At 64.0% G+C, this 21,286-nt stretch carries 23 protein-coding genes, 1 pseudogene and 1 riboswitch; of the genes and pseudogenes, 8 read left to right on the top strand and 16 right to left on the bottom strand.

Annotated features, from left to right (window positions below; all coding sequences use genetic code 11):
- Positions 1-20 precede the first annotated feature (20 nt).
- The 6 genes from MUG94_RS04375 to MUG94_RS04350 form a co-directional block, all read right to left on the bottom strand.
- Positions 21-581, bottom strand: coding sequence for a 2'-5' RNA ligase family protein (locus MUG94_RS04375; RefSeq protein WP_227891501.1), 561 nt, complete (start codon positions 579-581; stop codon positions 21-23).
- A 21-nt stretch (positions 582-602) separates the two neighbouring features.
- Complete coding sequence (gene trpS / locus MUG94_RS04370) at positions 603-1,637, bottom strand: tryptophan--tRNA ligase (protein ID WP_227907961.1); 1,035 nt, start codon at positions 1,635-1,637, stop codon at positions 603-605.
- Between the two features lie 10 nt (positions 1,638-1,647).
- On the bottom strand, positions 1,648-2,496 hold the full coding sequence (locus tag MUG94_RS04365; RefSeq protein ID WP_227891503.1) for an exodeoxyribonuclease III: 849 nt from the start codon (positions 2,494-2,496) through the stop codon (positions 1,648-1,650).
- Positions 2,497-2,627: 131 nt separating this feature from the next.
- Positions 2,628-3,143, bottom strand: a complete 516-nt coding sequence (locus MUG94_RS04360) for a hypothetical protein (protein WP_227907960.1) — start codon at positions 3,141-3,143, stop codon at positions 2,628-2,630.
- Between the two features lie 95 nt (positions 3,144-3,238).
- Complete coding sequence (locus MUG94_RS04355; protein ID WP_227891505.1) at positions 3,239-3,601, bottom strand: VOC family protein; 363 nt, start codon at positions 3,599-3,601, stop codon at positions 3,239-3,241.
- A gap of 10 nt (positions 3,602-3,611) precedes the next feature.
- A complete protein-coding gene (locus tag MUG94_RS04350) occupies positions 3,612-4,364 on the bottom strand; it encodes an SDR family NAD(P)-dependent oxidoreductase (RefSeq protein ID WP_227907959.1) in 753 nt (250 codons plus the stop codon).
- A gap of 190 nt (positions 4,365-4,554) precedes the next feature.
- Here MUG94_RS04350 and MUG94_RS04345 point away from each other — a divergent pair, with 190 nt between their 5' ends.
- Positions 4,555-5,109, top strand: coding sequence for an O-acetyl-ADP-ribose deacetylase (locus tag MUG94_RS04345; protein ID WP_227907958.1), 555 nt, complete (start codon positions 4,555-4,557; stop codon positions 5,107-5,109).
- Here MUG94_RS04345 and MUG94_RS04340 read toward each other — a convergent pair.
- From MUG94_RS04340 to glyA, 5 genes are all read right to left on the bottom strand, one after another.
- Positions 5,072-5,911 (bottom strand): ABC transporter permease, encoded by an 840-nt coding sequence (locus tag MUG94_RS04340; RefSeq protein ID WP_227908113.1) that lies wholly within the window; start codon positions 5,909-5,911, stop codon positions 5,072-5,074. The genes MUG94_RS04345 and MUG94_RS04340 overlap by 38 nt on opposite strands.
- Before the next feature lie 2 nt (positions 5,912-5,913).
- Entirely contained in the window at positions 5,914-6,819 is a 906-nt protein-coding gene (locus tag MUG94_RS04335; RefSeq protein ID WP_227891509.1) for an ABC transporter permease, read from the bottom strand.
- Entirely contained in the window at positions 6,812-7,777 is a 966-nt protein-coding gene (locus MUG94_RS04330; protein ID WP_227891510.1) for an ABC transporter ATP-binding protein, read from the bottom strand. Before MUG94_RS04330 ends, MUG94_RS04335 begins: the two co-directional genes overlap by 8 nt.
- 39 nt (positions 7,778-7,816) lie before the next feature.
- The gene (locus tag MUG94_RS04325) at positions 7,817-8,710 is read right to left on the bottom strand and encodes a bifunctional methylenetetrahydrofolate dehydrogenase/methenyltetrahydrofolate cyclohydrolase (RefSeq protein ID WP_227908112.1); all 894 of its coding nucleotides are present in this window, start codon (positions 8,708-8,710) and stop codon (positions 7,817-7,819) included.
- Positions 8,711-8,820: 110 nt separating this feature from the next.
- On the bottom strand, positions 8,821-10,104 hold the full coding sequence (gene glyA / locus MUG94_RS04320; protein WP_279324698.1) for a serine hydroxymethyltransferase: 1,284 nt from the start codon (positions 10,102-10,104) through the stop codon (positions 8,821-8,823).
- Positions 10,105-10,210: 106 nt separating this feature from the next.
- Positions 10,211-10,298: riboswitch (ZMP/ZTP riboswitch) on the bottom strand.
- A gap of 168 nt (positions 10,299-10,466) precedes the next feature.
- Here glyA and MUG94_RS04315 point away from each other — a divergent pair.
- Complete coding sequence (locus MUG94_RS04315) at positions 10,467-11,585, top strand: FAD-dependent oxidoreductase (protein WP_227907957.1); 1,119 nt, start codon at positions 10,467-10,469, stop codon at positions 11,583-11,585.
- Here the strand turns inward: MUG94_RS04315 and MUG94_RS04310 are convergent.
- Positions 11,510-12,052: a GNAT family N-acetyltransferase gene (locus tag MUG94_RS04310; RefSeq protein ID WP_227891512.1), complete on the bottom strand. Its 543-nt coding sequence runs from the start codon at positions 12,050-12,052 to the stop codon at positions 11,510-11,512. The two genes, MUG94_RS04315 and MUG94_RS04310, sit on opposite strands and share 76 nt — an antisense overlap.
- Before the next feature lie 46 nt (positions 12,053-12,098).
- Here MUG94_RS04310 and purU point away from each other — a divergent pair, with 46 nt between their 5' ends.
- The 3 genes from purU to MUG94_RS04295 all read left to right on the top strand — a co-directional run bounded on the left by purU (position 12,099) and on the right by MUG94_RS04295 (position 14,728).
- The gene (gene purU, locus MUG94_RS04305) at positions 12,099-12,959 is read left to right on the top strand and encodes a formyltetrahydrofolate deformylase (protein ID WP_227907956.1); all 861 of its coding nucleotides are present in this window, start codon (positions 12,099-12,101) and stop codon (positions 12,957-12,959) included.
- A gap of 58 nt (positions 12,960-13,017) precedes the next feature.
- Entirely contained in the window at positions 13,018-13,542 is a 525-nt protein-coding gene (locus MUG94_RS04300) for a gamma carbonic anhydrase family protein (protein ID WP_227891514.1), read from the top strand.
- A gap of 190 nt (positions 13,543-13,732) precedes the next feature.
- On the top strand, positions 13,733-14,728 hold the full coding sequence (locus MUG94_RS04295; RefSeq protein WP_423724360.1) for a Gfo/Idh/MocA family protein: 996 nt from the start codon (positions 13,733-13,735) through the stop codon (positions 14,726-14,728).
- Between the two features lie 114 nt (positions 14,729-14,842).
- Here MUG94_RS04295 and MUG94_RS04290 read toward each other — a convergent pair whose 3' ends face one another.
- From MUG94_RS04290 to MUG94_RS04280, 3 genes are read right to left on the bottom strand one after another with little or no spacing between them, the layout of a single operon-like run.
- Positions 14,843-15,439 (bottom strand): DUF3618 domain-containing protein, encoded by a 597-nt coding sequence (locus MUG94_RS04290; RefSeq protein ID WP_227907954.1) that lies wholly within the window; start codon positions 15,437-15,439, stop codon positions 14,843-14,845.
- Complete coding sequence (locus MUG94_RS04285) at positions 15,436-15,855, bottom strand: phage holin family protein (RefSeq protein ID WP_227891517.1); 420 nt, start codon at positions 15,853-15,855, stop codon at positions 15,436-15,438. Before MUG94_RS04285 ends, MUG94_RS04290 begins: the two co-directional genes overlap by 4 nt.
- Positions 15,855-16,655: a hypothetical protein gene (locus MUG94_RS04280; protein WP_227907953.1), complete on the bottom strand. Its 801-nt coding sequence runs from the start codon at positions 16,653-16,655 to the stop codon at positions 15,855-15,857. The genes MUG94_RS04285 and MUG94_RS04280 overlap by 1 nt, the downstream gene beginning before the upstream one ends.
- A gap of 272 nt (positions 16,656-16,927) precedes the next feature.
- Here MUG94_RS04280 and MUG94_RS04275 point away from each other — a divergent pair, with 272 nt between their 5' ends.
- From MUG94_RS04275 to MUG94_RS04265, 3 genes and pseudogenes are all read left to right on the top strand, one after another.
- Positions 16,928-17,467 carry a hypothetical protein gene (locus tag MUG94_RS04275; RefSeq protein ID WP_227907952.1) on the top strand — a complete coding sequence of 180 codons (540 nt, stop codon included), beginning with the start codon at positions 16,928-16,930 and terminating at the stop codon, positions 17,465-17,467.
- Between the two features lie 93 nt (positions 17,468-17,560).
- The gene (locus tag MUG94_RS04270) at positions 17,561-19,030 is read left to right on the top strand and encodes a glutamate-cysteine ligase family protein (RefSeq protein WP_227891520.1); all 1,470 of its coding nucleotides are present in this window, start codon (positions 17,561-17,563) and stop codon (positions 19,028-19,030) included.
- Positions 19,031-19,223: 193 nt separating this feature from the next.
- Positions 19,224-19,619: pseudogene (locus tag MUG94_RS04265) on the top strand (Hsp20/alpha crystallin family protein); the annotation flags it as partial.
- Between the two features lie 273 nt (positions 19,620-19,892).
- Here the strand turns inward: MUG94_RS04265 and MUG94_RS04260 are convergent.
- The gene (locus MUG94_RS04260) at positions 19,893-21,113 is read right to left on the bottom strand and encodes an NADP-dependent isocitrate dehydrogenase (RefSeq protein WP_227891521.1); all 1,221 of its coding nucleotides are present in this window, start codon (positions 21,111-21,113) and stop codon (positions 19,893-19,895) included.
- Positions 21,114-21,286 lie beyond the last annotated feature (173 nt).

Genomic DNA, 21,286 nt, shown 5'->3' with positions numbered 1-21,286 from the left:
CAGGCGGGCTTAGCGCTGAATCAGCGCCGGAGTGCAACCTCTTCGCGCAGTTTCCACAGACCGCTCACATCGTGCTCATACAGCCCGACGGTGCTCACCGTAAACCGCGACTCGTAGTCCCGCAGGGCGTGCATGGCCATGTCCATGCCGGCCTCGCTCACGTCGTGGGCCACAGTGACGTGAGGGTGGTAGGGGAAGGGCAGGTCCCGTGCCAGCGGGCCGCTCTGCATTTCCTTGTGCAGGGCGGTGCACTCCTCGTAGCCTTCATCCACCCGCACGTAGACCACCGGAGAGACGGGACGGAACGTGGCCGTACCCCGCAGGGTCACATCAAAAGCGGCATGCCTCCTGGCCACCCTGCGCACATGCGCTGCCATAGCCTCCCAGTCATTGGTTTCCGTGGTGGTGACCACCGTGATGTGGGCCGGGATGACCGCAGCCATGGGGTCCCCGCATGAGGCCCTTGCCCGGCGCAGTTCAGTGGCCATGGGCTCAGGCACACCGATCACGATCCCCACACCGGTGCAGTCGGGCACGTCCTTGCGGCCGCCGTCGCCCTCGACGGTGGCAGTTTGGATCATCGGGTTCCAGAGGCTCATGGGTCAGACCGCGGTGGAGCCCAAGGGCAGGAAACCCACTTTGCTGTACACATCGGCCAGTGTAGCCGACGCCGTTTCCCGTGCCTTGGCGGCGCCCACAGCGAGCAGCCGGTCCAGTTCGGCCGGATCTTCCAGCAGATACAGGGCCCGTTCCCGGATGGGACGGATGTGCTCGGTGACCACCTCGGCCAGGTCCACCTTGAGGTGCCCGTACATCTTCCCTTCATACTCCTTCACCAGAGTGTCGACGCTGCGGCCGGAAATCAGCGAGTAGATGGACAGCAGGTTGGAGACTCCGGGCTTCGTTTCCCGGTCAAAGCGGATTTCCGTGCCGTCATCGGTGACTGCGGACTTGATGCGCTTGGCGATGACCTTGTCCGGGTCCAGCAGGTTGATGAGTCCGGCGGGCGAGGCCGCGGACTTGGACATTTTGGCCGTGGGGTTCTGCAGGTCGTAGATCTTCGCCGCTTCCTTCTGCACGAAGACCTCGGGGACGATGAAGGTCTCACCGAAACGTGAGTTGAAGCGCTTGGCGAGATCCCGGCTGAGCTCCACATGCTGGCGCTGGTCCTCCCCCACCGGGACCCCGTGCGGGTTGTAGAGCAGGATGTCCGCAACCTGCAGGATCGGATAGGTGAACAATCCCACGGACGCTGCGTCCGCCCCGAACCGCTGCTGCTTGTCCTTGAACTGGGTCATGCGGGAAGCTTCACCGAAACCGGTGAGGCAGTTCAGCACCCAGGCGAGCTGGGCATGCTCGGGAACCTGTGACTGGACGAAAAGCGTCGCCTTGTCCACGTCCACCCCGCCGGCGATGTACTGCGCCGCGGTGACCCGGGTGCGCTGGCGCAGGTCCGCGGGGTCCTGCGGCACGGTGATGGCATGCAGGTCAGGGATAAAGAAGTAAGCGTCGTACTGATCCTGCAGCCGGACCCAGTTCACCAGCGCGCCAAGATAGTTGCCCAGGTGCAGAGAGTCCGCGGAGGGCTGCATCCCGGAAAGGATGCGCTGGCGGCCGGAGGAAGTGGAGGTACTCATGGTTTCAACCTTAGAACTGGTAGTCGACCACAACGGGAGCGTGGTCTGAGAAGCGGCTGTCATAGGTGGGGGCCCGGTCGACGACGGCGGAAACGGCGCGTTCGGCCAGCCCGGGGGTGGCGAGGTGATAGTCGATGCGCCAACCGCTGTCGTTGTCGAAGGCCTGTCCGCGCCAGGACCACCAGGTATACGGCCCGGGGACGTCGCCGGCCAGTTTGCGGGCGACGTCGGTGTACCCGATCTCGTCGCTGAAGAACCGGTCAAAGTAGGCGCGTTCATCCGGCAGGAACCCCGCGCGCTTGACGTTGCCCTTCCAGTTCTTGATGTCCAGGGTGGTGTGCCCGACGTTGAGGTCTCCCACCACCAGGACATAGTCGCTCTGCTGCTTCAGTGCGGGCAGGCGCTCGGTCATGACATCCAGGAAGCGGTATTTGTCCGCCTGCTTGGGGGTGTCCACTTCACCGGAATGGACGTAGGCGCTCACAACGGTCAGCATCTTCTCGGCACCGTCGACGCTCACTTTGAAGTCGGCCTCCACCCAGCGGCCGGACATCGCAAAGTACTCGTCTCCAATGTGCTCGCGGGTAGCCGACGGCGCGATGCGGGAAGCGATCGCCACCCCGGCCCGGCCTTTGGCTTCCGCCTCCGCATGCAGGATGTTCCATTCGTCACCAAGGAGTTCACGGACCACTGCATCGGGTGCCCGCACTTCCTGAAGGCAGAGGATGTCCACATCCCGTTCCGCCAACCAATCGGCCATCCCGCGCTTGTAGGCGGCGCGGATGCCGTTCACGTTCACTGTCGCAATGCGCAGCGCCTTTGCCGGACCGGCCGTTTCTCCTGCTGATGCCAAACTCACGCGAATAACCATACTCCTCAGTAGCGTGCGGTTCACTTTGGGGCGGCACGCGTCGCGTCCGCACAGTCTGGTGTCCGCTTTCTCCGGCTGTTGGACCGCTGGGATGCCTGTCCCCGGCGGCAGGGGTGGGACTAATCCACCAGGGTGCCCTCCACGGGGCCGTCGTCGTCCTTCTTGATCATGGAACGGGCGTTGTGCGACGTGATCTCGATGGTCTCCAGGGCGCGGTTCACCTGGTCCTCATCCTTGCCGAGGTTCTCCCGGATGACGCGGGCCTGCACCTGGACAATCTTGAAGCTGTGATCCAGCTTCTGGTCCCGGATGGTGGTGGCCTCGTCAATGACCTGCACACTCGGTGTGCCGCCGGCCGCCCGGTTGAGGGTGTCCTGTGCTTCAGCGAGCTTCGCTCCCGCCTTGCGCGCGGCTCCGCGGACACTGAAGACCACAAAGGCAAACAGGCAGAGCCAAATCAGCGAAATGATGGCTACCACCCACCCGACGAAGTCGTTCTCGTTGGCTGCAAACAGCACGGCAACGAGGAAAACAAACAGCATCAGGGTCATGCCGTAGGATGCCATTTTCTGGCTCACGCCGCGGCGGGGCTTGGACGAGGTCTGCGGCTTCATGCCGTGAGGGAGGGACTGCATGGCTTCATTGTCTCAAACTCGGAAGGGAAGCCGTTAAACCGTCCTCCCCCGGCGAAACCTGTTGCCCTCCCCGCTGATGTCCTGGGCGGACCCCGCTACCAGGCGACCAAGCAGAACGGATGCCCGGCGGGATCCAGGAACACCCGGAATGACTCGCTTCCGCTGTCCATACTCGTGGCTTCCAGGGCAAGGACCTGCGCTTCGGCGAGGTCCAGGTCCGGCACTCTGACGTCCAGATGCAGCTGCTGGGGAATGTCCTGACCAGGCCACTGCGGCGGCGTGTACCCGGACACCCGCTGGAATGCGAGCGCCGGGCGGTCCGGTGCGTCGCCAATGGTGACCCAGGAGCCGTCATCCTCATGCTCCACGCGGATCATGCCCAGCAGGGATTCGTAGAAGGACGCCAGCGAATCCGGGTCCGGACAGTCAATCACGGTCGCGTGCCATGAGCCGATCATCGAGTTCCTCCTACTGGGTGGTGTACGCGCCGTCCACGGCGTACTGGGAGCCGGTCACGAAGGCCGCCTTGTCGGAAAGCAGGAAAAGGACCACCTGCACCACCTCCTCGGCGGTGCCGAGCCTACCCGCCGGATGCAATCCCACAAGCGAGGCATAGACCTCTTCCGGCAGGTTTTCCAGGAGCGGAGTGTCGATGTAGCCCGGATGCACGGAGTTCACGCGGATGCCCTGGTTGGCGTATCCCAGGGCTGCCGCCCGGGTCATGCCCGTCACGCCGTGCTTGGCCGTGACGTAGGGAACCGCAGTGGCGGAACCGACCATCCCCAGGATGGAGGACATGTTCACGATGGCGCCTCCCCCGGCCTTCAGCATTTCGGGGATCTGGTAATACATCCCGTAGAACACCGAGTTGAGGTTCACATCGATGACCCGGCGGTAGCCCTCCAGGTCGATGTCGGTCAGCAGTCCCAAGGGTCCGCCAATGCCGGCATTGTTGAAGGCCAGATGCAGGCCGCCGAACTCGCCCACGGCGGTGTCCACCGCGCCCTTCACGTCTTCGGCGGTTCCGACGTCCCCCACGGAGGGCACAGCGGCGCCGCCGGCCGCCAGAATGGAGTTCACTACAGCCTGTACCGCTTCCAGATCCAAATCATTGACGACGACGTTGGCGCCTTCCGCCGCGAGCGCCACCGCCGCAGCCATTCCGATTCCCGAACCCGCTCCTGTCACAAGTGCGGTCTTTCCTGCGAACTGATCAGCCATTGGAACTCCTCCGGTTGTTCCCGGAACGGCCGGGAACTCACGCTGGCGGCGATTCGAGCGCCTGAGCCCGTTCCACCCTTTGTAGTTCCATGATCCGGTGGGGTCCCCGGATGCGGAAGGTTCCGAAGCGGATGGGCACAGGTTGCCCGGAAACTGGCGGACGGGCGCGGCACAGTGCCAGACTGGCCGCATGCACATCACCATCTCCACCGGAGACATCACTGCCAGCTCAGCGGATGCCATCGTGAACGCGGCAAACTCTTCCCTGCTGGGCGGCGGCGGTGTGGACGGAGCCATCCACCGGGCGGCAGGCCCGGCCCTGCTGGGGGCGTGCCGGGAATTGCGGGCCGGAGCCTATCGGCAGGGCCTTGCCACCGGAGACGCTGTGGCCACACCGGCCTTTGACCTGCCGTCCCGGTGGGTCATCCACACCGTTGGACCGAATGCCCGGGCCGGAGAAACCGATCCAGCACTGTTAGCCTCCTGCTTCCGCCGGTCCCTGGACGTCGCCGAAGAACTCGGCGCCGAGACGGTGGCCTTCCCCGCCGTCAGCGCCGGCGTGTACGGCTGGGACCCGGCAACCGTGGCCGAGGTGGCCCTGCGGACGGTTCGGGACTATCCGGCCCGAGCCGTCCGGTCTGTTGAGTTCGTTCTTTTCAGCGAACCCACCGAGCTTGTCTTCCGCAGGGCGTGGCAGGTGCTGGCGGCTACTTCAGGAACAGGGACCGAAGACGACCCGTCGTGAGCACCAGGCCCAACCCGATCATGACCACGAAGTACAGCAGGTGCCCGGCGGTTGCCCAAGTGAGCATGCCAACGCTAAGCTGCCTCATCATTTCCACGCCGTGCCACAGCGGCATCGCCTGAATGACCCATTGGAGTCCCTGGGGGTACACGCTCAGCGGATAGAAGGTCGCCGAGAACAGGAACATGGGCAGCATGACAAAGTTCACCCACTCCAGCTGCTGGAAGGTCTTCATGTAGCTGGTGATTGCCATGCCGAAGGAGGCGAACCCGAAGGCCACCACCACGGCGGCCGGAATCATCAGCAGTGCCCAGGGAGAGGTCACCAGCCCCATGGCTGCCATGACGGCCGTGAAGCCGGTGGCGTACATGGCACCGCGCAGCAGGGCAAGCAGGATTTCGCCGAGGGCGACGTCGAGCGGGCCCAGCGAGGTGGCGAGCATGCCTTCGTAGAGCTTTGCGTAATTCAACTTGAAGAACACGTTCATGGTGGAGTCATAGACCGCACCGTTCATCGCGGACACGGCCAGCAGTGCCGGGGCGATGTAGTTGGCGTAGCCGATCTGTTCGCCACCCGGACCGGCAACGGTGCCGATGAGGGAACCCAGCCCAATGCCCATGGCCACCAGGTACAGCACCGGTTCCACGAACCCGCTGATCATGACGGCATAGTTGCTGCCCCACGTGGCCTTCAGCCCGCGGGCGAAGACTGCGCGGATGTTCCGTGCATAGAGGGACCCCAGGAAACGCCCCTTAGGGTCCAGCTGTGCGGGGGCCAGACGCGGCGCCGTCGTCTGTTCCATACTCATTTTCCCAGCCTTCGGGTGAAGTTCCGGCGTGCCAGGACCCAGCCGACAAAACCGAGAAGCAGCAGATACGCCACATGGACCACTGTGAGTGCCGGAGCCTCGGCGTAGCCGTAGCTCAGGATCCGGCCGAGCTCTGTGGAGTGCCACAGCGGGGAAATCCAACCGATCCAGCGGATGGCTCCGGGTAGGGACTCCAGCGGAAAAAACGTGCCGGAAAACAGGAACAGCGGCATCACGATGAAGCGCTGCACCATGGCGAACTGCCCCTTGTCCTCCTCCAATGACGCACTGTAGGCCATCAACGGCATACCGAAGGCCACACCGCCAAGAGCCGCGGTGAAAATCATGAGCCAGGCCGTCCCCGGCTGCTCGACAGCACCAAAGAGCAGCAGGAAGAGAAAGTACGGGGCGGTGGTGATCAGCATCCGGACCGAGAAACCGATCAGGTGCCCGTCCACCAGCTGATTACTGGAAAGCGGCGAGGCATTGGGACCGTAGTAGGTGCGGTGCCATTTGAAGCCACCCATCACCATGTAGGTGTTTTCTTCGGCCGCCACCATGATGGCGGCGGTGGCCAGCAGGGCCGGAGCCACGAAAACGAGGTAGGAGACCGTGGTCCCGTCGCCGGCGTCGAACGCCGCGTCGCCGGTGTCCACCAGCGACGCCAGCCCCACACCCATACCGAAGAGGTACACCAGCGGGGTGCCCACCGCCGTCATGAGCACGGTCCACCCGTAGCCGCGCATGCGCCGGATCCAGTGCTCGGCGTAGTAGATGGCGCCGAAGCGGCGGGTCCGGGATGCGGTCTGCTCCGGTGTCAGCGGCGAGCGCAGCCCCAGCACGGCATGCCGGTTTGCCTCTGCATCCCCCACCGGGGCGCCTGATAGCTGGTGCTCAGTCAATGAGGCTCCTACCGGTCAGCCGGAGGAACACGTCTTCCAGGGATGAGCGGCGCACCAGCGAAGTGATGGGATGCAGCCCGCGGGAGCTGACCGCTTCCAGGGCGGCCTCGCCGTCGTCGGCGTAAATGAGGACGCGGTCCGGAAGGGTTTCGATCCGGCTGCCGATTCCCTGCAGTTCGCCTGCCACCGTGGTGTTGCGATCGGAGCCAAAGCGCAGTTCCAGAACTTCCCTCGTGGAGTGCTCTCGGATCAGGGCTGCAGGAGATCCTTCTGCCATGATTTTTCCCTTGTCCACCACCACCAGGCGGTCGCAGAGCTGTTCCGCCTCGTCCATGTAATGGGTGGTCAGGATCAGCGTGACCCCGGCTTCCTTGAGCCGGAACAGCCTGTCCCAGAGGATATGGCGCGCCTGCGGGTCAAGCCCGGTGGTGGGCTCATCCAGCAGGAGGATCTTGGGATCATTAATCAGTGACCGGGCGATGGTCAGCCGCCGCTTCATGCCGCCGGAGAGGGATTCAATCCGGTCCTTGGCCTTGTCCGTCAGCTGGGCGAATTCCAGCAACTCGTCAGCCTTGGGACCCAGGTAACTCTTGGGCAGGCCGAAGTAGCGGCCGTAGGCCAGGAGGTTCTCGCGCACGCGAAGGTCTTCATCGAGGTTGTCCTGCTGCGGCACCACCCCCAGGTGGGCGCGCACCTCGGGCCCGAACCGGTCCGGGTCCAACCCCATTACGGTGAGGTCCCCGGAGGTGCGCGATGACACGCCGCCGATCATTTTCATGGTGGTGGACTTGCCGGCACCGTTGGGGCCGAGAAGCCCAAAGGACTCCCCCGCAGGGACGTCAAAGCTGATGCCGTCCACGGCATTAAAATCGCCGTAGGTCTTGCGGAGGTTCCGGGCCGAAATGACGGTGGAAGAGGCGGTCTTGGGGACAGTCGGGGCTGATGTGATCTGCGGCACTGGAACAGCCTAGTGCACCAGCCCCGACCCGAGGAACAGTTAGGCGAGAATGCCGGCTGCGCGCTCCGCTGCCTCCACTACGTTGGACAGCAGCATGGCCCGGGTCATCGGTCCCACTCCCCCGGGGTTCGGGGAAATCCAGGACGCGACATCGGCCGCCGCCTTCTCCACATCGCCGGTGAGGGTGGTCTTGCCGGTGTCCGGATCGGTGACCCGGGTGACTCCCACGTCCAGCACAATGGCACCGGGCTTCAAGTCCTCGGCCTTGATCATTTCCGGGAACCCGGCGGCGGCCACCACCACATCGGCCTCGCGCAGGTGCTCGAACAGGTCCAGGGTTCCGGTGTGCGCCAGGGTTACCGTGGCGTTGATCGGGCGGCGGGTGAGCAGCAGCCCCAGCGGGCGGCCCACGGTGACGCCGCGGCCCACGACGAGGACCTTCTTGCCGGTCAGGGAAATCCCGTTGCGCACCAACAGCTGCACAATTCCGTGCGGGGTGCAGGGCAGCGGTGACGTCATCGGTTCGCTGACGTTCAGGACCAGCCGGCCCAGGTTCACCGGATGCAGTCCATCGGCGTCCTTTTCGGGCGCGATCCGTTCCAGGATGGCGTTGGTGTCGATGTGCGCCGGCAGCGGCAGCTGCACAATGTAGCCGGTGGTGGCCGGGTCCTCGTTCAGCTCGTCGATGACCTTTTCAAGGTCCTCCTGACTGATGTCGCCGGGCAGGTCGCGGCGGATGGAGTTGATGCCCACCTGTTCGCAGTCCTTGTGCTTGCCGCCCACATAGGAGTGGCTGGCCGGGTCGTCGCCCACCAGCACAGTTCCAAGCCCCGGGGTGATGCCGTGTTCCTCCTTGAGCACCTGCACACGTTCGGCCAGCTCCTCCTTGATGTCACGGGCGGCTTTGCGCCCGTCGAGGATCCGTGCGGCCACCGGAGTGCCAAAGGGAGTTTTCTCCTTTTTCTCCCAGCCCAGGTTGACGCTGTCGTTCTCGGGGGTTTCCGTGACGGAACCTTCCATGTTGCTTCCCTTCTCCATGTTCGTTACCAGTCTTCCTGTCCGGGATACAGCGGGAAATTGTCGGCGAGCGCGGCAACCCGCGCCCGCAGCGCGTCGACGTCGGGTGCCGGCTTCAACGCCGCGGCGATGATTTCGCCCACCTCAGTAAACTCCTTGGCGCCGAAGCCGCGGGTGGCCAGTGCCGGTGTGCCGATCCGCAGGCCGGAGGTGACCATTGGCGGGCGGGGATCAAACGGCACGGAGTTGCGGTTCACCGTGATGCCCACTGAGTGCAGCAGGTCCTCGGCCTGCTTGCCGTCCAGGGCCGAGTGGCGCAGGTCCACCAGGATCAGGTGGACGTCGGTGCCGCCGGTGAGGACCGAGACGCCGTGCTCCGCGACGTCGGGCGCGTTCAGCCGGTCCGCGATGATCCGCGCACCTTCCAGCACGCGTTCCTGACGTTCGCGGAATTCCTCCGAGCCGGCGATCTTGTACGCCACGGCCTTGGCGGCGATGACATGCATCAGCGGCCCGCCCTGCTGGCCCGGGAAAACACTGGAGTTCAGCTTCTTGCCGTACTGCTCCTTGGCCAGGATCATTCCCGACCGCGGGCCGGCGAGGGTCTTGTGCACGGTGGAGGTGACGACGTCGGACGCGGGCACCGGGTTGGGATGCAGCCCGGCAGCCACCAACCCGGCGAAGTGTGCCATGTCTGTCCAGAGGTAGGCTCCCGCCTCATCGGCGATGGAGCGGAAGGCGTCAAAGTCCAGTTGGCGGGGGTAAGCGGACCAGCCGGCGACGAGGACCTGCGGCCGCTCGGCGAGAGCCTGCTCCCGGACCTTGTCCATATCCACCCGGTACGTCTGCTCATCCACGCCGTAGGCTGCCACTTCGTAGAGCTTGCCGGAGAAGTTCAGCTTCATGCCGTGGGTAAGGTGTCCGCCGTGGGCCAGGTTCAGGCCCATGAGTTTGTCTCCGGGCTGAAGCAGCGCGGAGAGGGCGGCCGCGTTGGCCTGCGCCCCGGAATGCGGCTGGACGTTGGCGAATTCTGCTCCGAACAGGGCCTTTGCCCGGTCAATGGCAAGGTTTTCCGCCACATCCACGTGCTCACAGCCGCCGTAATACCGGCGCCCGGGATATCCCTCAGCGTACTTGTTGGTCAGGACGGAACCCTGGGCTTCGAGGACGGACCGCGGCGCGAAGTTCTCTGACGCGATCATTTCCAGCGTGCCGCGCTGGCGTGCCAGTTCATCGTTCAGGACAGCGGCGATTTCCGGGTCCACGTCGGACAGCTTTGCGTCCGTGACGGGCTGGGTGGATAGTCTCACAAGGATCTCCTGGGGACGGGTTCTGTTGGGTCAGGCTGATCTGGCGGCATCTCCGGGTTCTGTCCACTGACAGCAGTCCGGGCATGACGAACAGAGGGTAAGCGTGACCTTCGGCCCAGGCGTGCGATCCGTGGTCTGTTCTGCTGTGCCGCTCCCTGGTGGTGACCCACCTAACGCCAGTTGCGACGTAACCATCGTAGCTGACCCTGCTTTGCGGCGGCCGAATATGTCCTTGAAGAATGTGTTCTTACGGGAGCTGTGCCGGGTAGGGACTGAGGCTGCACGGGGCGCCGGAATAGGAACGGGAAGGAGCCGGTTGGGGTACTTAGATACAGGGCTTTCCCGTTCGAGAGGCGATGGTGATGACGCAGGACCGGGACGTCGACGTGGCAGTGATCGGTGCCGGGCAGGCAGGACTGAGCGCAGCGTATTACCTGGCGCGCCGGGGTCTGGTCCCGGAGTCCGGTTTCGTGGTGCTGGACGCCAATGAAGGGCCCGGCGGCGCATGGCGGCACCGCTGGGACTCGCTGACGCTCGGGTCCGCCCACGGCATCCATGACCTGCCGCGCTTTCCGCTGGGCACCCCCGATCCCCGGGAGCCGGCGTCGTCCGTAGTTAGCCGTTACTACGGCGCCTTTGAAGCCGAATTCGGGCTCCGCGTCCAACGCCCGGTGCAGGTGCGTCAAGTTTCCCGAACCGCCGGGAACCGGCTGCGGATCGCCACGAACAGCGGCGCGTGGAGGGCGCGGTTCGTCATCAATGCCACCGGAACCTGGGACAAACCCTATTGGCCCGCCTACCCGGGGCAGCGGGACTTCCTGGGCTCCCAGCTGCACACCCGCGACTTTCGCAGCGCAGCGGACTTTGCCGGCCGCCGCGTCCTGGTGGTGGGCGGCGGCACCTCCGCGGTGCAGTTCCTGCTCCAGCTGCACGACGCCGGGGCACAAACCGTGTGGTCCACGCGGCGGCCGCCCGAATTCACGTGCACCCCTTTCGACGCCGAGTGGGGACGCGGCGTCGAACGCCTTGTCAGTGGCCGCACCCGGGCCGGGCTTCCGCCGCTCAGTGTGGTGGCCTCCACCGGGTTGCCGCTAACACCCCAGTACCAGAAAGGGATCGACGACGGCGTCCTCATCTCGCGCGGGCCGCTGGAACGGCTGACGCCGGAGGGCGCGGAGTTTGAGGACGGCAGCACCGCGGCTGCCGATGTGATCCTTTGGGCCACCGGATTTCGGGCGTCCCTTAGCCATCTGGCGCCTCTGCATCTGCGGGAACCGGGCGGCGGCATCCGCATGGACGGTCCCCGGGTGGTGAAGCTCCCAACGCTGTTCCTGGTGGGTTACGGGGAATCCGCCTCCACGCTGGGTGCCACCCGAGCCGGGCGGGCAGCGGCGCTGGCCGCCCTTCAGGGCTGGTCGACGTCCTCCCAGACGAACTCCGTCACGGTGCCCAGCTCCCAGTCACGGCGCAGCACCGCATAGGTGACGGAGGCAATCCACCGCCCGTCCTCCAGCGGCCAGTCCTCCCGGTAATGGGCTTCCTTGAGGAACCCGGACCGGAGAAAAGTCTTGCGCATGGCAATGTTGTCCTCCCTCGTCCGCCCGGCAAAGCGGTGCGCGCCGGGCCTGTCGCTGAAGACCAGACCGGTCAGGGCCTGAAGCACCGGGACGCCGCTGCCCTGACCCCGAGCTTCCTCCACCAGGCGAAGGTCGAAGGTGGGGCACTTGCTTTCAAGACGCTCAAGGATGACCAGCCCGAGCCGCTGGTTGTCTCCAAACACCCAATACGTGCGGACGCCGTCGGCATCGAACCGGCCGTCCAGAATCAGCTGCCGGACCAGCTCCTCGGAGGGTGCCGTAATGAGGTGATAGGGAAAGCTGTTGGTGGTCAGGAACTTGACCAGCTCCTCAGCGTCCCTATCGGAGAGCGGCATGAAGGTTACATCCATTTCCTTAGCCTAAGCGAGCTGTTCCCGGACAGGTAACCTTGTATCCGTGACTGATTCTTCCGCCGCCCCCGCGTTTACGCTCACCCTGTCCTGCCCCGACCAGCCGGGCATCGTCCATGCCGTCTCCGGCGGCCTGGTGGCTGCCGGGGGAAACATCACGGAATCCCAGCAGTACGGCAGCCCGGAAACAGGGTCGTTCTTCATGCGCGTGGATTTCACGGCTCCCGGCACCCACGCCCAGGTGCGGGAAGCACTCGTCCCGGTGGCCGCCGCCTTCGGAATGGACTGGGAACTGCATCCTGCCGGTGCCCCGGTGCGCACGCTCATCATGGTGTCCAAGTCGGGCCACTGCCTGAACGATCTGCTCTTTCGGCAGCGCGCCGGCACGCTGCACATCGACGTCCCCGCCATTGTCTCCAACCACAAGGACCTGGCGGAGCTGGCGGCGTTCTACGGCATCCCGTTCCACCACATTCCGGTGGCGCCGGACAGCAAGGAGGACGCGGAGAACCAACTGCGGGTCCTGATGCAGGATCTGAACATTGAACTGGTGGTGCTGGCCCGCTACATGCAGATCCTCAGCAACGAGCTGTGCCAAGACCTGTCCGGGCGCGCCATCAACATCCACCATTCCTTCCTGCCTTCCTTCAAGGGCGCCCGCCCGTACCACCAGGCCCATGCCCGGGGCGTGAAGCTCATCGGCGCGACGGCCCACTACGTCACCTCCGACCTCGACGAGGGTCCCATCATCGAACAGGAAGTCATCCGCGTGGATCACTCCCGTTCCGCTTCACAGTTGGCCGCGCTGGGCAGCGACGTCGAAGGACGCACCCTGTCCAAGGCCGTGCAGTGGCACGCCGAGCACCGGGTGCTGCTGGATGGAAAGCGCACCATCGTCTTTAACTAGCGTCCTTCCCCTGCGCCGTTGCCGCACCCGGATGCCCGGGTGCGGCTAGGCTGGCGCAATGGCATACCTCATTCCGTTCCGGGGCAAGACCCCGCAGGCAGATCCTTCCGTTTTCCTCGCCCCCACGGCGTCACTCATAGGCGACGTTGTCATGGAGCCGGGGTCCAGCGCGTTTTACGGCGTGTGCGTCCGAGGGGATTCCAACTCCATCCGGGTAGGTGCCGGCAGCAATTTGCAGGACAACGTGGTGCTGCACGCTGATCCGGGCTTCCCCACCACGGTGGGACAGCGTGTCAGCATTGGGCACAGTGCCGTGGTCCACGGCTGCACCATCGAGGATGACTGCCTCATTGGCATGAGCGCCACTGTCATGAACGGTGCCGTAGTGGGAGCCGGGTCGCTGGTGGCGGCCGGTGCGGTGGTTCTGGAAGGGACACTCATTCCGCCCCGGTCCCTGGTGGCCGGCGTTCCGGCGAAGGTCCGCCGCGAGCTGACGGATGAGGAGTACGACGGCGTCCTTCGCAACGCGGCCAACTATCTGGAGACCGCCGCCGCACACCGCGACGCGGTGCAATCCGTCTGACGGAAGCCGCTCTTTTGCGTCCGCTCCGGCCACCGCGGCAGCTAACCCTAGCCTGACGCGCAGCTTGTGCTTACGGTAGTGATCTTCAGAAAAGAGGATCATGGATTCCCCGTACATTCCCACGCCGCCGTGTGTTTTTCAGGGGGCTCCCAGCCCGGTTTCAAAAACCGGCCGCACGCTCCGATGGGGCGTGGTCGCCACAGGAAACATCTCAGCGAAGGTCAGTGAAGACATCGCACGGCTTGAAGATGCGGTGCTGCACGCCGTGAGTTCGCGCGGCCCGGATTCCGCAGAGGAGTTTGCCGACCGGTTCGGGTTCACCCGCTCCTACTTCGACGATGACCGGGGCAAGGGTTACCACCACCTGATCGAGGATCCCGAGGTGGACGTCGTTTACGTGGGTGCGCCGCACGCGCAGCACTATGAAATCTCCCGAGCCGCCCTGCTCGCCGGAAAACATGTACTCTGCGAAAAATCCCTGACCATCAATGCGCGCGAGACCGAAGACCTCATGGCGTTGGCCTCCTCCCGCGGGCTGTTCCTGATGGAAGCTGTCTGGACACGGTTCCTGCCGTGCATCAACCGCATCTGGGAGATCCTGGCCAGCGGCGAACTGGGGGAAGTGCGCTGGGTGCAGGCAGATTTGGGCTTCCCTTCGCCGCCTGACCCGGCCAGCCGGCTCTGGAACCCCGAGGCCGGCGGCGGAGCCTTGTTGGACCTGAGCGTGTATCCCCTCACCCTGGCGGTGGGATCACTGGGTTTTCCGGACGCCGTCACAGCTGTCGGCGCGGTGAACGGCGACGGCATCGACACTCAGAACGCCCTGCTCCTGAGCTATCGGTCAGGAGCGACGGCCCAGTTGAGCTCTTCGCTGGTGGCCGCGTGCACCCGTACGGGCACCATTGCGGGCAGTAAAGGCTGGCTGCGGACCGGCGCACCTCTGCACAACCCGGTGGAACTGACCATCCAACCCCATCTGGGCGAGCGGCGGGTGGAGAGATTCCGCCAGGTCGGCAACGGATACACCTATGAACTGCGGGAAGTCACCCGGTGCATACAGTCGGGCCTGCTCGAATCCCCAACCATGAGCTGGGAACATTCCCTGGCCACCATGCGGCTGTTTGATGAAGCCCGACGCCAAATGGGTGTCCGCTACCGCAATGACGTTCCTGCACGGACCGTGTAGCCCGGACATACGAAAGCGGCCCCGCAAATGCGGGGCCGCTTTCTGTGTCTGCTTCGATCCGGCAGCTGCTGCTGCTGCCAGAGGGAAGGCCATACGCTCCTGCCGGAGGGAAGGTTAGGCGCCGCGAACGTTATCTTTCGCGTCCGTTGCCCTGCCCTTTACGTCTTCGGCAGCGCTCTGGCCCTCCTGCTGGACGTTTTGCGCAGCCTCAGTGGCCGTTGCCCGCACGTTGTCCATGGCTTCCTGCGCAGGCTCCTTGAGACCCTGAGCAACGTTCTTGGCCGCGTCAGCCACCTGGTTGGTCAGGGGTTCCGCCGCAGTCTTGATGTTGTCGGCAGCGACGCGTTCCTTCTCACTGGCCGGAATAAGGGATGCTGCCAGCAGGCCTGCACCGAAGGCAATGAGTCCCGCAGCAATCGGGTTACCCTGGGCTTTGTCCGCGAGCTTATGCGGAGCGTCACCTACTGCCAAGCCGGCTCGGCCTACGCCGTCCGTTGCCGTACCTGTGCCGGAATGTACTTTGTCAGTCATCTGATCTGCTGCTCCCATCACTTTGTCCTTCACGCCGAACACCGCGTCCTTCACCTTGTCCGTCTGCCGCTGGACGATGTGGGACGGGGTCACCTTGTCGGCCACGGCATCCACGTTGGTTCCGAGCCGGCGGCGGGTCTCTTCAATGTCTGCACGTATTGCGTCGGGATTTTCGCTCATCGTGGGTCCTCATTCGGTTTCAGGGTTCCGGGAATTTCCTGCAGCGTCTCCGAGGTCTGGGGCATGCCCTTGACCTTCCGCATTTCTGACCGGCCGCGCATGGCCAGAATGGCAGCGGCGATTGCCCAAATCACGGCAACGACGAGCGCCGACCAGCCGAGGCCGATCAAGTCGCCGAGCGCCTGCCAAAGTGCAATCGACAGAAACAGGAGGACAAAATATCCGGCAACTGCGGCGCCGGCGTACATGCCCGCTCCCTTGCCTGCCTTGGTGGCGGACTGCTTCAGTTCAACCTTGGCCAGCTCAACTTCCTGGCGCATAAGGGTGGACATGTCAGCGGTCACTTCGCCCAGCAGGTCACCCAGGGAGGTGGTTTCGGCTTTCGTGGGGGCCGGTTCGGGGATTTCGGTGCTCATCAGTGCCGACCACCGCTAAGCGGATCCGTGGCGCGGGTACCGGAACCGGGCAGCTGGCTGTCAGAAACCGGGGGCAGTCCTGCGGGAACGGTGGGTTCACCGGCAAATCCGTCATCGGCAACTCCCCCGGGGTTCACGTCTCCTGCGCCGGCGGCTGCATATGTGGGCTGCACAGGGGGCTCCGGCGGGTAGATCGTTTCGGGGGTGGTGACGGTACCGGCGGTACGATTGCCTGCTGCCGGGTGACCGGCCGTGGATGAGTCCGGCACTCCGGCGCTCAGTCCCTTGTTCATCCGGCCCGCGAGGAAGCCGGCGCCGGCAGCAAGGGCAAGGAAGGCGACCGGACGCTGCCGGGCGAAGCCCTTGACTTCATCCACCAGCGAGCCGGGATTGCGGCTGTCGAGCCATGAAGCGACTGATGATGAGCGCTCCGCGGCCTGCCGGACCAGATCAGTGGCCATGCCGGACTGGTCGGAGTTGTCAGCCATGGACTGCAGTTCTCCTGCCATGGAGCGGAGACCCTCTGCTACCTTCTGCTGCTGGGCACCCGCCTGCTCAGTCAGGTCGCTCCGCGCCTGGTCCAGAAGGTCCTTGGCGCTGGCTGCTGCCTCCGAGGCAACTCCAGCAGCCTCAGACTTGGCGGTTTCCGCTACATGCTGGGCATTCCCGGCAGCTTCACGGGCAACTCCGGCAGCCTCGTCTTTGGCCGCTCCCGCTTTCGCGGACTTGGTGTCAGCCGTCGCGCCCTGCATGGGGGTGGCGGCGTGGCTTCCTTCTCGGGGCCATTCGTTGTCTGTCATCGTCACTCTTTCTCCTGAATCGCTGGGGATGAAGAATCAGAATCCTTTAGATGAGGATCATCTCAACTTGTTCCCCAATCATAAGCACACTTACTTTAGGAAAGTAAAGTGGAACTAAGCAGGCTTACTACCATGTCGGGAAGGGCTACCCTTGTGCTTTTTCGGCCCTGCATGGTTCGCTGCCCGTGGAACTCCCGCCTGCTTGGACCGGCGGTGACGCCCGCTTCGAACCGAGGTTCAACAGCTAAAATCCGACATCAAGGGAGATTCCAATGGCAGGAAATTTGTTTGCCCGGTCCGTGCATGACCTCACCGCAGCCGCTTGGTTTGGAGGGTCGCTGATGGGGGCTGTCGGCCTCAACGGCGCCGCCGCGGAAGCCAAGGACCCGGCGGAGCGCACCCGGCTTTCCAGCCTGGGATGGAAAAAGTGGGCTCCCCTGCAGACAGCGGCCATCATCGGCCACTTTCTGGCCGGCCTGGCAATCGTTGGGGAAAACAAGGGCCGCGTCGCCAAGCAGGACGGCGTGGGCAGCCTTACCGTCTACAAGACCGGAGTGACGGCTGCCGGAGCGCTGGCAACCTTCTACGCTGGCATGCTGGGACGCAAGGTCGACAAGTACTCCGAAGAAGGTGCTGCCGGTGCCACTGAGCCCCGCCCCGGCGCCTCCAAGGAACTGCAATCGGCCCAGCGGCAGCTGAAGGTGGTGCAGTGGTGCATTCCGGTCTTATCGGGAGCCGTGATTGTGATGGGCGCCCAGCACGGAGAAATGCAGCGCGCAACCAACGTCTTCAAGGGCCTCCTGCAGTCCTGAGCGGCTGCCGTGGTCACCGGTGCGCCGACCCAATTCGTCTCATCCTCCGGCACACGCTATACATATTTCCGCACCCATGGTTATCTTCAGACGATGGGCGCAGAAGTCAACAGCAAGACGTACAGCAGGGAACAGCGGACACGATACCGCCAGCGGCTCCTTGAAAACCTCGACAGGTTTGCGGGCTATCTTTCAACCGCAACGTTCGCCGATACAGCCAGCATTGGGCTGGAGCTGGAGCTGAACCTGACAAACCAGGACTTCTCCCCCGCTCTGCGCAATGCGGCTGTCTTGGAAGAAATTGCCGATCCCGCGTTCCAGACCGAAATCGGTGCCTTCAACATCGAGATGAACCACCCTGCCCTGGCCATTGGGGGTTCCGGGCTAAGGGATCTTGAGGACAGCCTGCGGCTCCAGCTCAACCGGGCCGACACCCATGCAGCTGAGGTAAAAACGGAAATCCTCATGACGGGGATCCTGCCGACGCTGCGTCCCAGCCTGTTGGACAACAAGGAATGGCTGAGCGCCGGCAAACGTTACGCCGCGCTGAACACTTCGGTGCTCCAGGCGCGCGGCGAGGACGTGCACATTGACCTGCGCGGCAAAGAATCCCTGTCCTTCTACGCCAAGAATATTGCCCCGGAAGCAGCCTGCACCTCGGTGCAGCTGCACTTGGAAGTGAGCCCGGAGGACTTTGCCCCGGCGTGGAACGCAGCGCAGATTATCGCGGCACCCCAGGTGGCGCTGGCAGCCAATTCGCCGATCTTCATGGAACATGTCCTGTGGCATGAGACCCGGATTGAGCTCTTCAAGCAGGCCATCGACACCCGGCCTCCGGAGATGCGGAACCAGGGGGTCCGGCCTCGGGTGTGGTTTGGAGAACGCTGGATCACCTCGATCTTTGACCTGTTCGAGGAGAACGTCCGATACTTTCCGGCGCTGCTGCCGGAGCTGTCCCGCAGCAGCGGAGGATCCACCAGCGCCGGAGCGCCGCTGCTTCCCGAGCTCCGCCTCCACAACGGAACTGTCTACCGGTGGAACCGGCCGATTTACGACCCCGGGGAACACACCCCCAACCTGCGCCTGGAGAACCGGATCCTCCCAGCGGGTCCCACAGTGCTGGACATCGTCGCCAACGCCGCGTTCTTTTACGGCATGGTCCAGCATCTGCGCACGGCTGACCGTCCCCTGTGGACCCGTCTCGCCTTCAAGAGCGCCGCCGACAACTTTTTGGCCTGTGCCCGTGACGGCTTGGAATCGACCGTGTATTGGCCCGGCATCGGCGAAATACCCGTCGCTGAGTTGATCGTCCGGCATCTGGTTCCGCAGGCGGCCCTGGGACTGCAGGAGCTCGGCGTGGACCAGCAGCTGATCGAGCGCTATCTGGATGTCATCCGCGAACGTGCCCGTACGGAGCAGAACGGGGCCTCCTGGCAGATCTCCTACCTGCGCCGCCTGGAGGACGAGGGCCTGGATCGCAGAGCTGCGCTGGCCGAACTGACCCGGAAATACTGGCAAAACATGAACTCCAATGCTCCGGTCCACGAATGGCGGCTGGACTGACCGTCAGGTGCCGCCGGCACGAAATACTTTGGACTTCCGCTGCCCTAAATCATGATCGCTTCTGTCGCTCCCACCCGGGGATTGCTAGCCTCGTTTCATCCTTGAGTGGAGATAACTCAAGTTATCGATCCGTCTGAAGTTCCGAAAAACGATTCGCCTGCCCAGCAGGTGGGCGCAATGGGAGTTGATGATAATGGCCATGAAGTTTGATCCATTCCGCGAGCTAGACCGGATGGCCGGAGCCCTGCTCGATCCCCGGCAGCGGCTGAGGCTGATGCCCATTGATCTCTACCGCGAGGGCGACCACTACATCCTGAATGCGGATCTGCCCGGCATCGATCCGGGTTCGGTCGACGTGGATGTGGACGGCCAGTTGCTAACCATCAGGGCAGAGCGCACCATCCAAGCCGCTGACACCGTCACCTGGCTGACCCGGGAGCGCGAATCCGGCAGTTTCCTGCGGCAGCTTAATCTGGGGCAGGGAATCGATATAGACAGCATTTCCGCAAAGTACGAGAACGGCGTGCTCAGCGTCCTTATTCCGGTCAGTGAGCGGGCCAAGCCGCGCAAGATTGAGGTGTCCTCCTCCTACAAGGACTCGAACACCATCAGCGGCGAGTCCAGCTCCCAGCCGGTGACCTCGTCTACCTCGAGCAGTTCCGGCGGTTCCATGGGGTCAGGGTCAATGGGCTCCGGTTCCATGGGCTCGGGCTCCGGGTCCGGCGGTTCCGGCGGTTCCGGCGGTTCCGGTTCCTCGGGCGACCAGGGCTCCGGCATTTAGCGACCCTGCCCGAAACGACGACGGCGCCCCACCTTTGCAGGTGGGGCGCCGTCGTCGTCGTGCGCTGAAGCGGGGCGAAAATTAGCCCAGGCGGGTCTTCAGGTTGGCATCCAGCTCAGCGAGGAATTCCTCGGTGGTCAGGTATGCCTGGTCCGGGCCAACCAGTGCAGCCAGGTCCTTGGTCATCTTGCCGGACTCGACCGTCTTGATGACAACGTCTTCAAGGGTCTCGGCGAAGTTGATGACCTCGGGGGTGTTGTCCAGCTTGCCGCGGTGCATCAGGCCACGGGTCCACGCGAAGATCGAAGCGATCGGGTTCGTGGAGGTGGGCTTGCCCTGCTGGTGCTGGCGGTAGTGACGGGTAACCGTGCCGTGTGCAGCTTCGGCTTCAACCGTCTGGCCGTCCGGGGTCATCAGCACGGAGGTCATCAGACCCAGCGAGCCGAAGCCCTGTGCAACGGTGTCGGACTGGACGTCGCCGTCGTAGTTCTTGCAGGCCCAGACGTAGCCGCCTTCCCACTTCATGGCGGAGGCAACCATGTCATCGATCAGGCGGTGCTCATAGGTGAGGCCGGCTGCTTCGAACTGGTCCTTGAACTCGGCGTCGAAGACTTCCTGGAACAGGTCCTTGAACTGGCCGTCATAGGCCTTCAGGATCGTGTTCTTGGTGGAGAGGTACACCGGGTAGTTGCGCTGCAGGCCGTAGGCGAAGGACGCCCGGGCGAAGTCGCGGATCGAGTCGTTGAAGTTGTACATGCCCATGGCGACGCCGCCGTCATCACCGTAGGTGACAACCTCGGTCTTGATTTCTTCGCCGCCGTCCTTGGGCGTGTAGGTCAGCGTCAGGGTACCGGCACCGGGAACCTTGAAGTTCGTGGCCTTGTACTGGTCGCCGTGGGCGTGGCGGCCGATGATGATCGGCTTGTTCCAGCCCGGGACCAGGCGCGGGATGTTGGAAATGATGATCGGTTCGCGGAAGACGACGCCGCCGAGGATGTTGCGGATGGTCCCGTTCGGGGAAACCCACATCTTCTTCAGGCCGAATTCTTCAACGCGTGCTTCATCCGGAGTGATGGTGGCGCACTTGACGCCCACGCCGTGTTCCTTGATGGCATTGGCAGCGTCAACGGTGACCTGGTCATCAGTGGCATCGCGGTTCTGGATGGAGAGGTCGTAGTACTTCAGATCTACGTCCAGGTACGGGTTGATCAGGCGGTCCTTGATGAACTGCCAGATGATGCGGGTCATCTCGTCGCCGTCGAGTTCTACGACAGAACCCACAACCTTGATTTTCTCAGCCACACGGTCTCCTTGTGTGTTGGTGGGCACCGGACATGTCTTTTGGCATGACGGAGCCCGTCTTTTTGGCTTGTATTTGAGTCCAACTATGCCACAGCCCACTAGGGCGGCCCTAAACTGCGGGACGGCGCATTACCTGCACCGTCCCGCAGTTCAGGGCCGCCGAACGGGCATCT

This window comes from Arthrobacter gengyunqii (assembly GCF_023022985.1).
Classification (GTDB): domain Bacteria; phylum Actinomycetota; class Actinomycetes; order Actinomycetales; family Micrococcaceae; genus Arthrobacter_B; species Arthrobacter_B gengyunqii.
Note: the sequence above shows the minus strand (reverse complement) of the source record. Positions and strands in the feature narration are given on the sequence as shown.

Coding starts and splice junctions, on each gene's coding strand:
- MUG94_RS04375 (WP_227891501.1), bottom strand. CDS start 581: ATGATCCAAACTGCCACCGTCGAGGGCGACGGCGGCCGCAAGGACGTG.
- trpS (WP_227907961.1), bottom strand. CDS start 1,637: ATGAGTACCTCCACTTCCTCCGGCCGCCAGCGCATCCTTTCCGGGATG.
- MUG94_RS04360 (WP_227907960.1), bottom strand. CDS start 3,143: ATGCAGTCCCTCCCTCACGGCATGAAGCCGCAGACCTCGTCCAAGCCC.
- MUG94_RS04355 (WP_227891505.1), bottom strand. CDS start 3,601: ATGATCGGCTCATGGCACGCGACCGTGATTGACTGTCCGGACCCGGAT.
- MUG94_RS04350 (WP_227907959.1), bottom strand. CDS start 4,364: ATGGCTGATCAGTTCGCAGGAAAGACCGCACTTGTGACAGGAGCGGGT.
- MUG94_RS04345 (WP_227907958.1), top strand. CDS start 4,555: ATGCACATCACCATCTCCACCGGAGACATCACTGCCAGCTCAGCGGAT.
- MUG94_RS04340 (WP_227908113.1), bottom strand. CDS start 5,911: ATGGAACAGACGACGGCGCCGCGTCTGGCCCCCGCACAGCTGGACCCT.
- MUG94_RS04315 (WP_227907957.1), top strand. CDS start 10,467: ATGACGCAGGACCGGGACGTCGACGTGGCAGTGATCGGTGCCGGGCAG.
- MUG94_RS04310 (WP_227891512.1), bottom strand. CDS start 12,052: ATGGATGTAACCTTCATGCCGCTCTCCGATAGGGACGCTGAGGAGCTG.
- MUG94_RS04300 (WP_227891514.1), top strand. CDS start 13,018: ATGGCATACCTCATTCCGTTCCGGGGCAAGACCCCGCAGGCAGATCCT.
- MUG94_RS04290 (WP_227907954.1), bottom strand. CDS start 15,439: ATGAGCGAAAATCCCGACGCAATACGTGCAGACATTGAAGAGACCCGC.
- MUG94_RS04285 (WP_227891517.1), bottom strand. CDS start 15,855: ATGAGCACCGAAATCCCCGAACCGGCCCCCACGAAAGCCGAAACCACC.
- MUG94_RS04280 (WP_227907953.1), bottom strand. CDS start 16,655: ATGACAGACAACGAATGGCCCCGAGAAGGAAGCCACGCCGCCACCCCC.
- MUG94_RS04275 (WP_227907952.1), top strand. CDS start 16,928: ATGGCAGGAAATTTGTTTGCCCGGTCCGTGCATGACCTCACCGCAGCC.
- MUG94_RS04270 (WP_227891520.1), top strand. CDS start 17,561: ATGGGCGCAGAAGTCAACAGCAAGACGTACAGCAGGGAACAGCGGACA.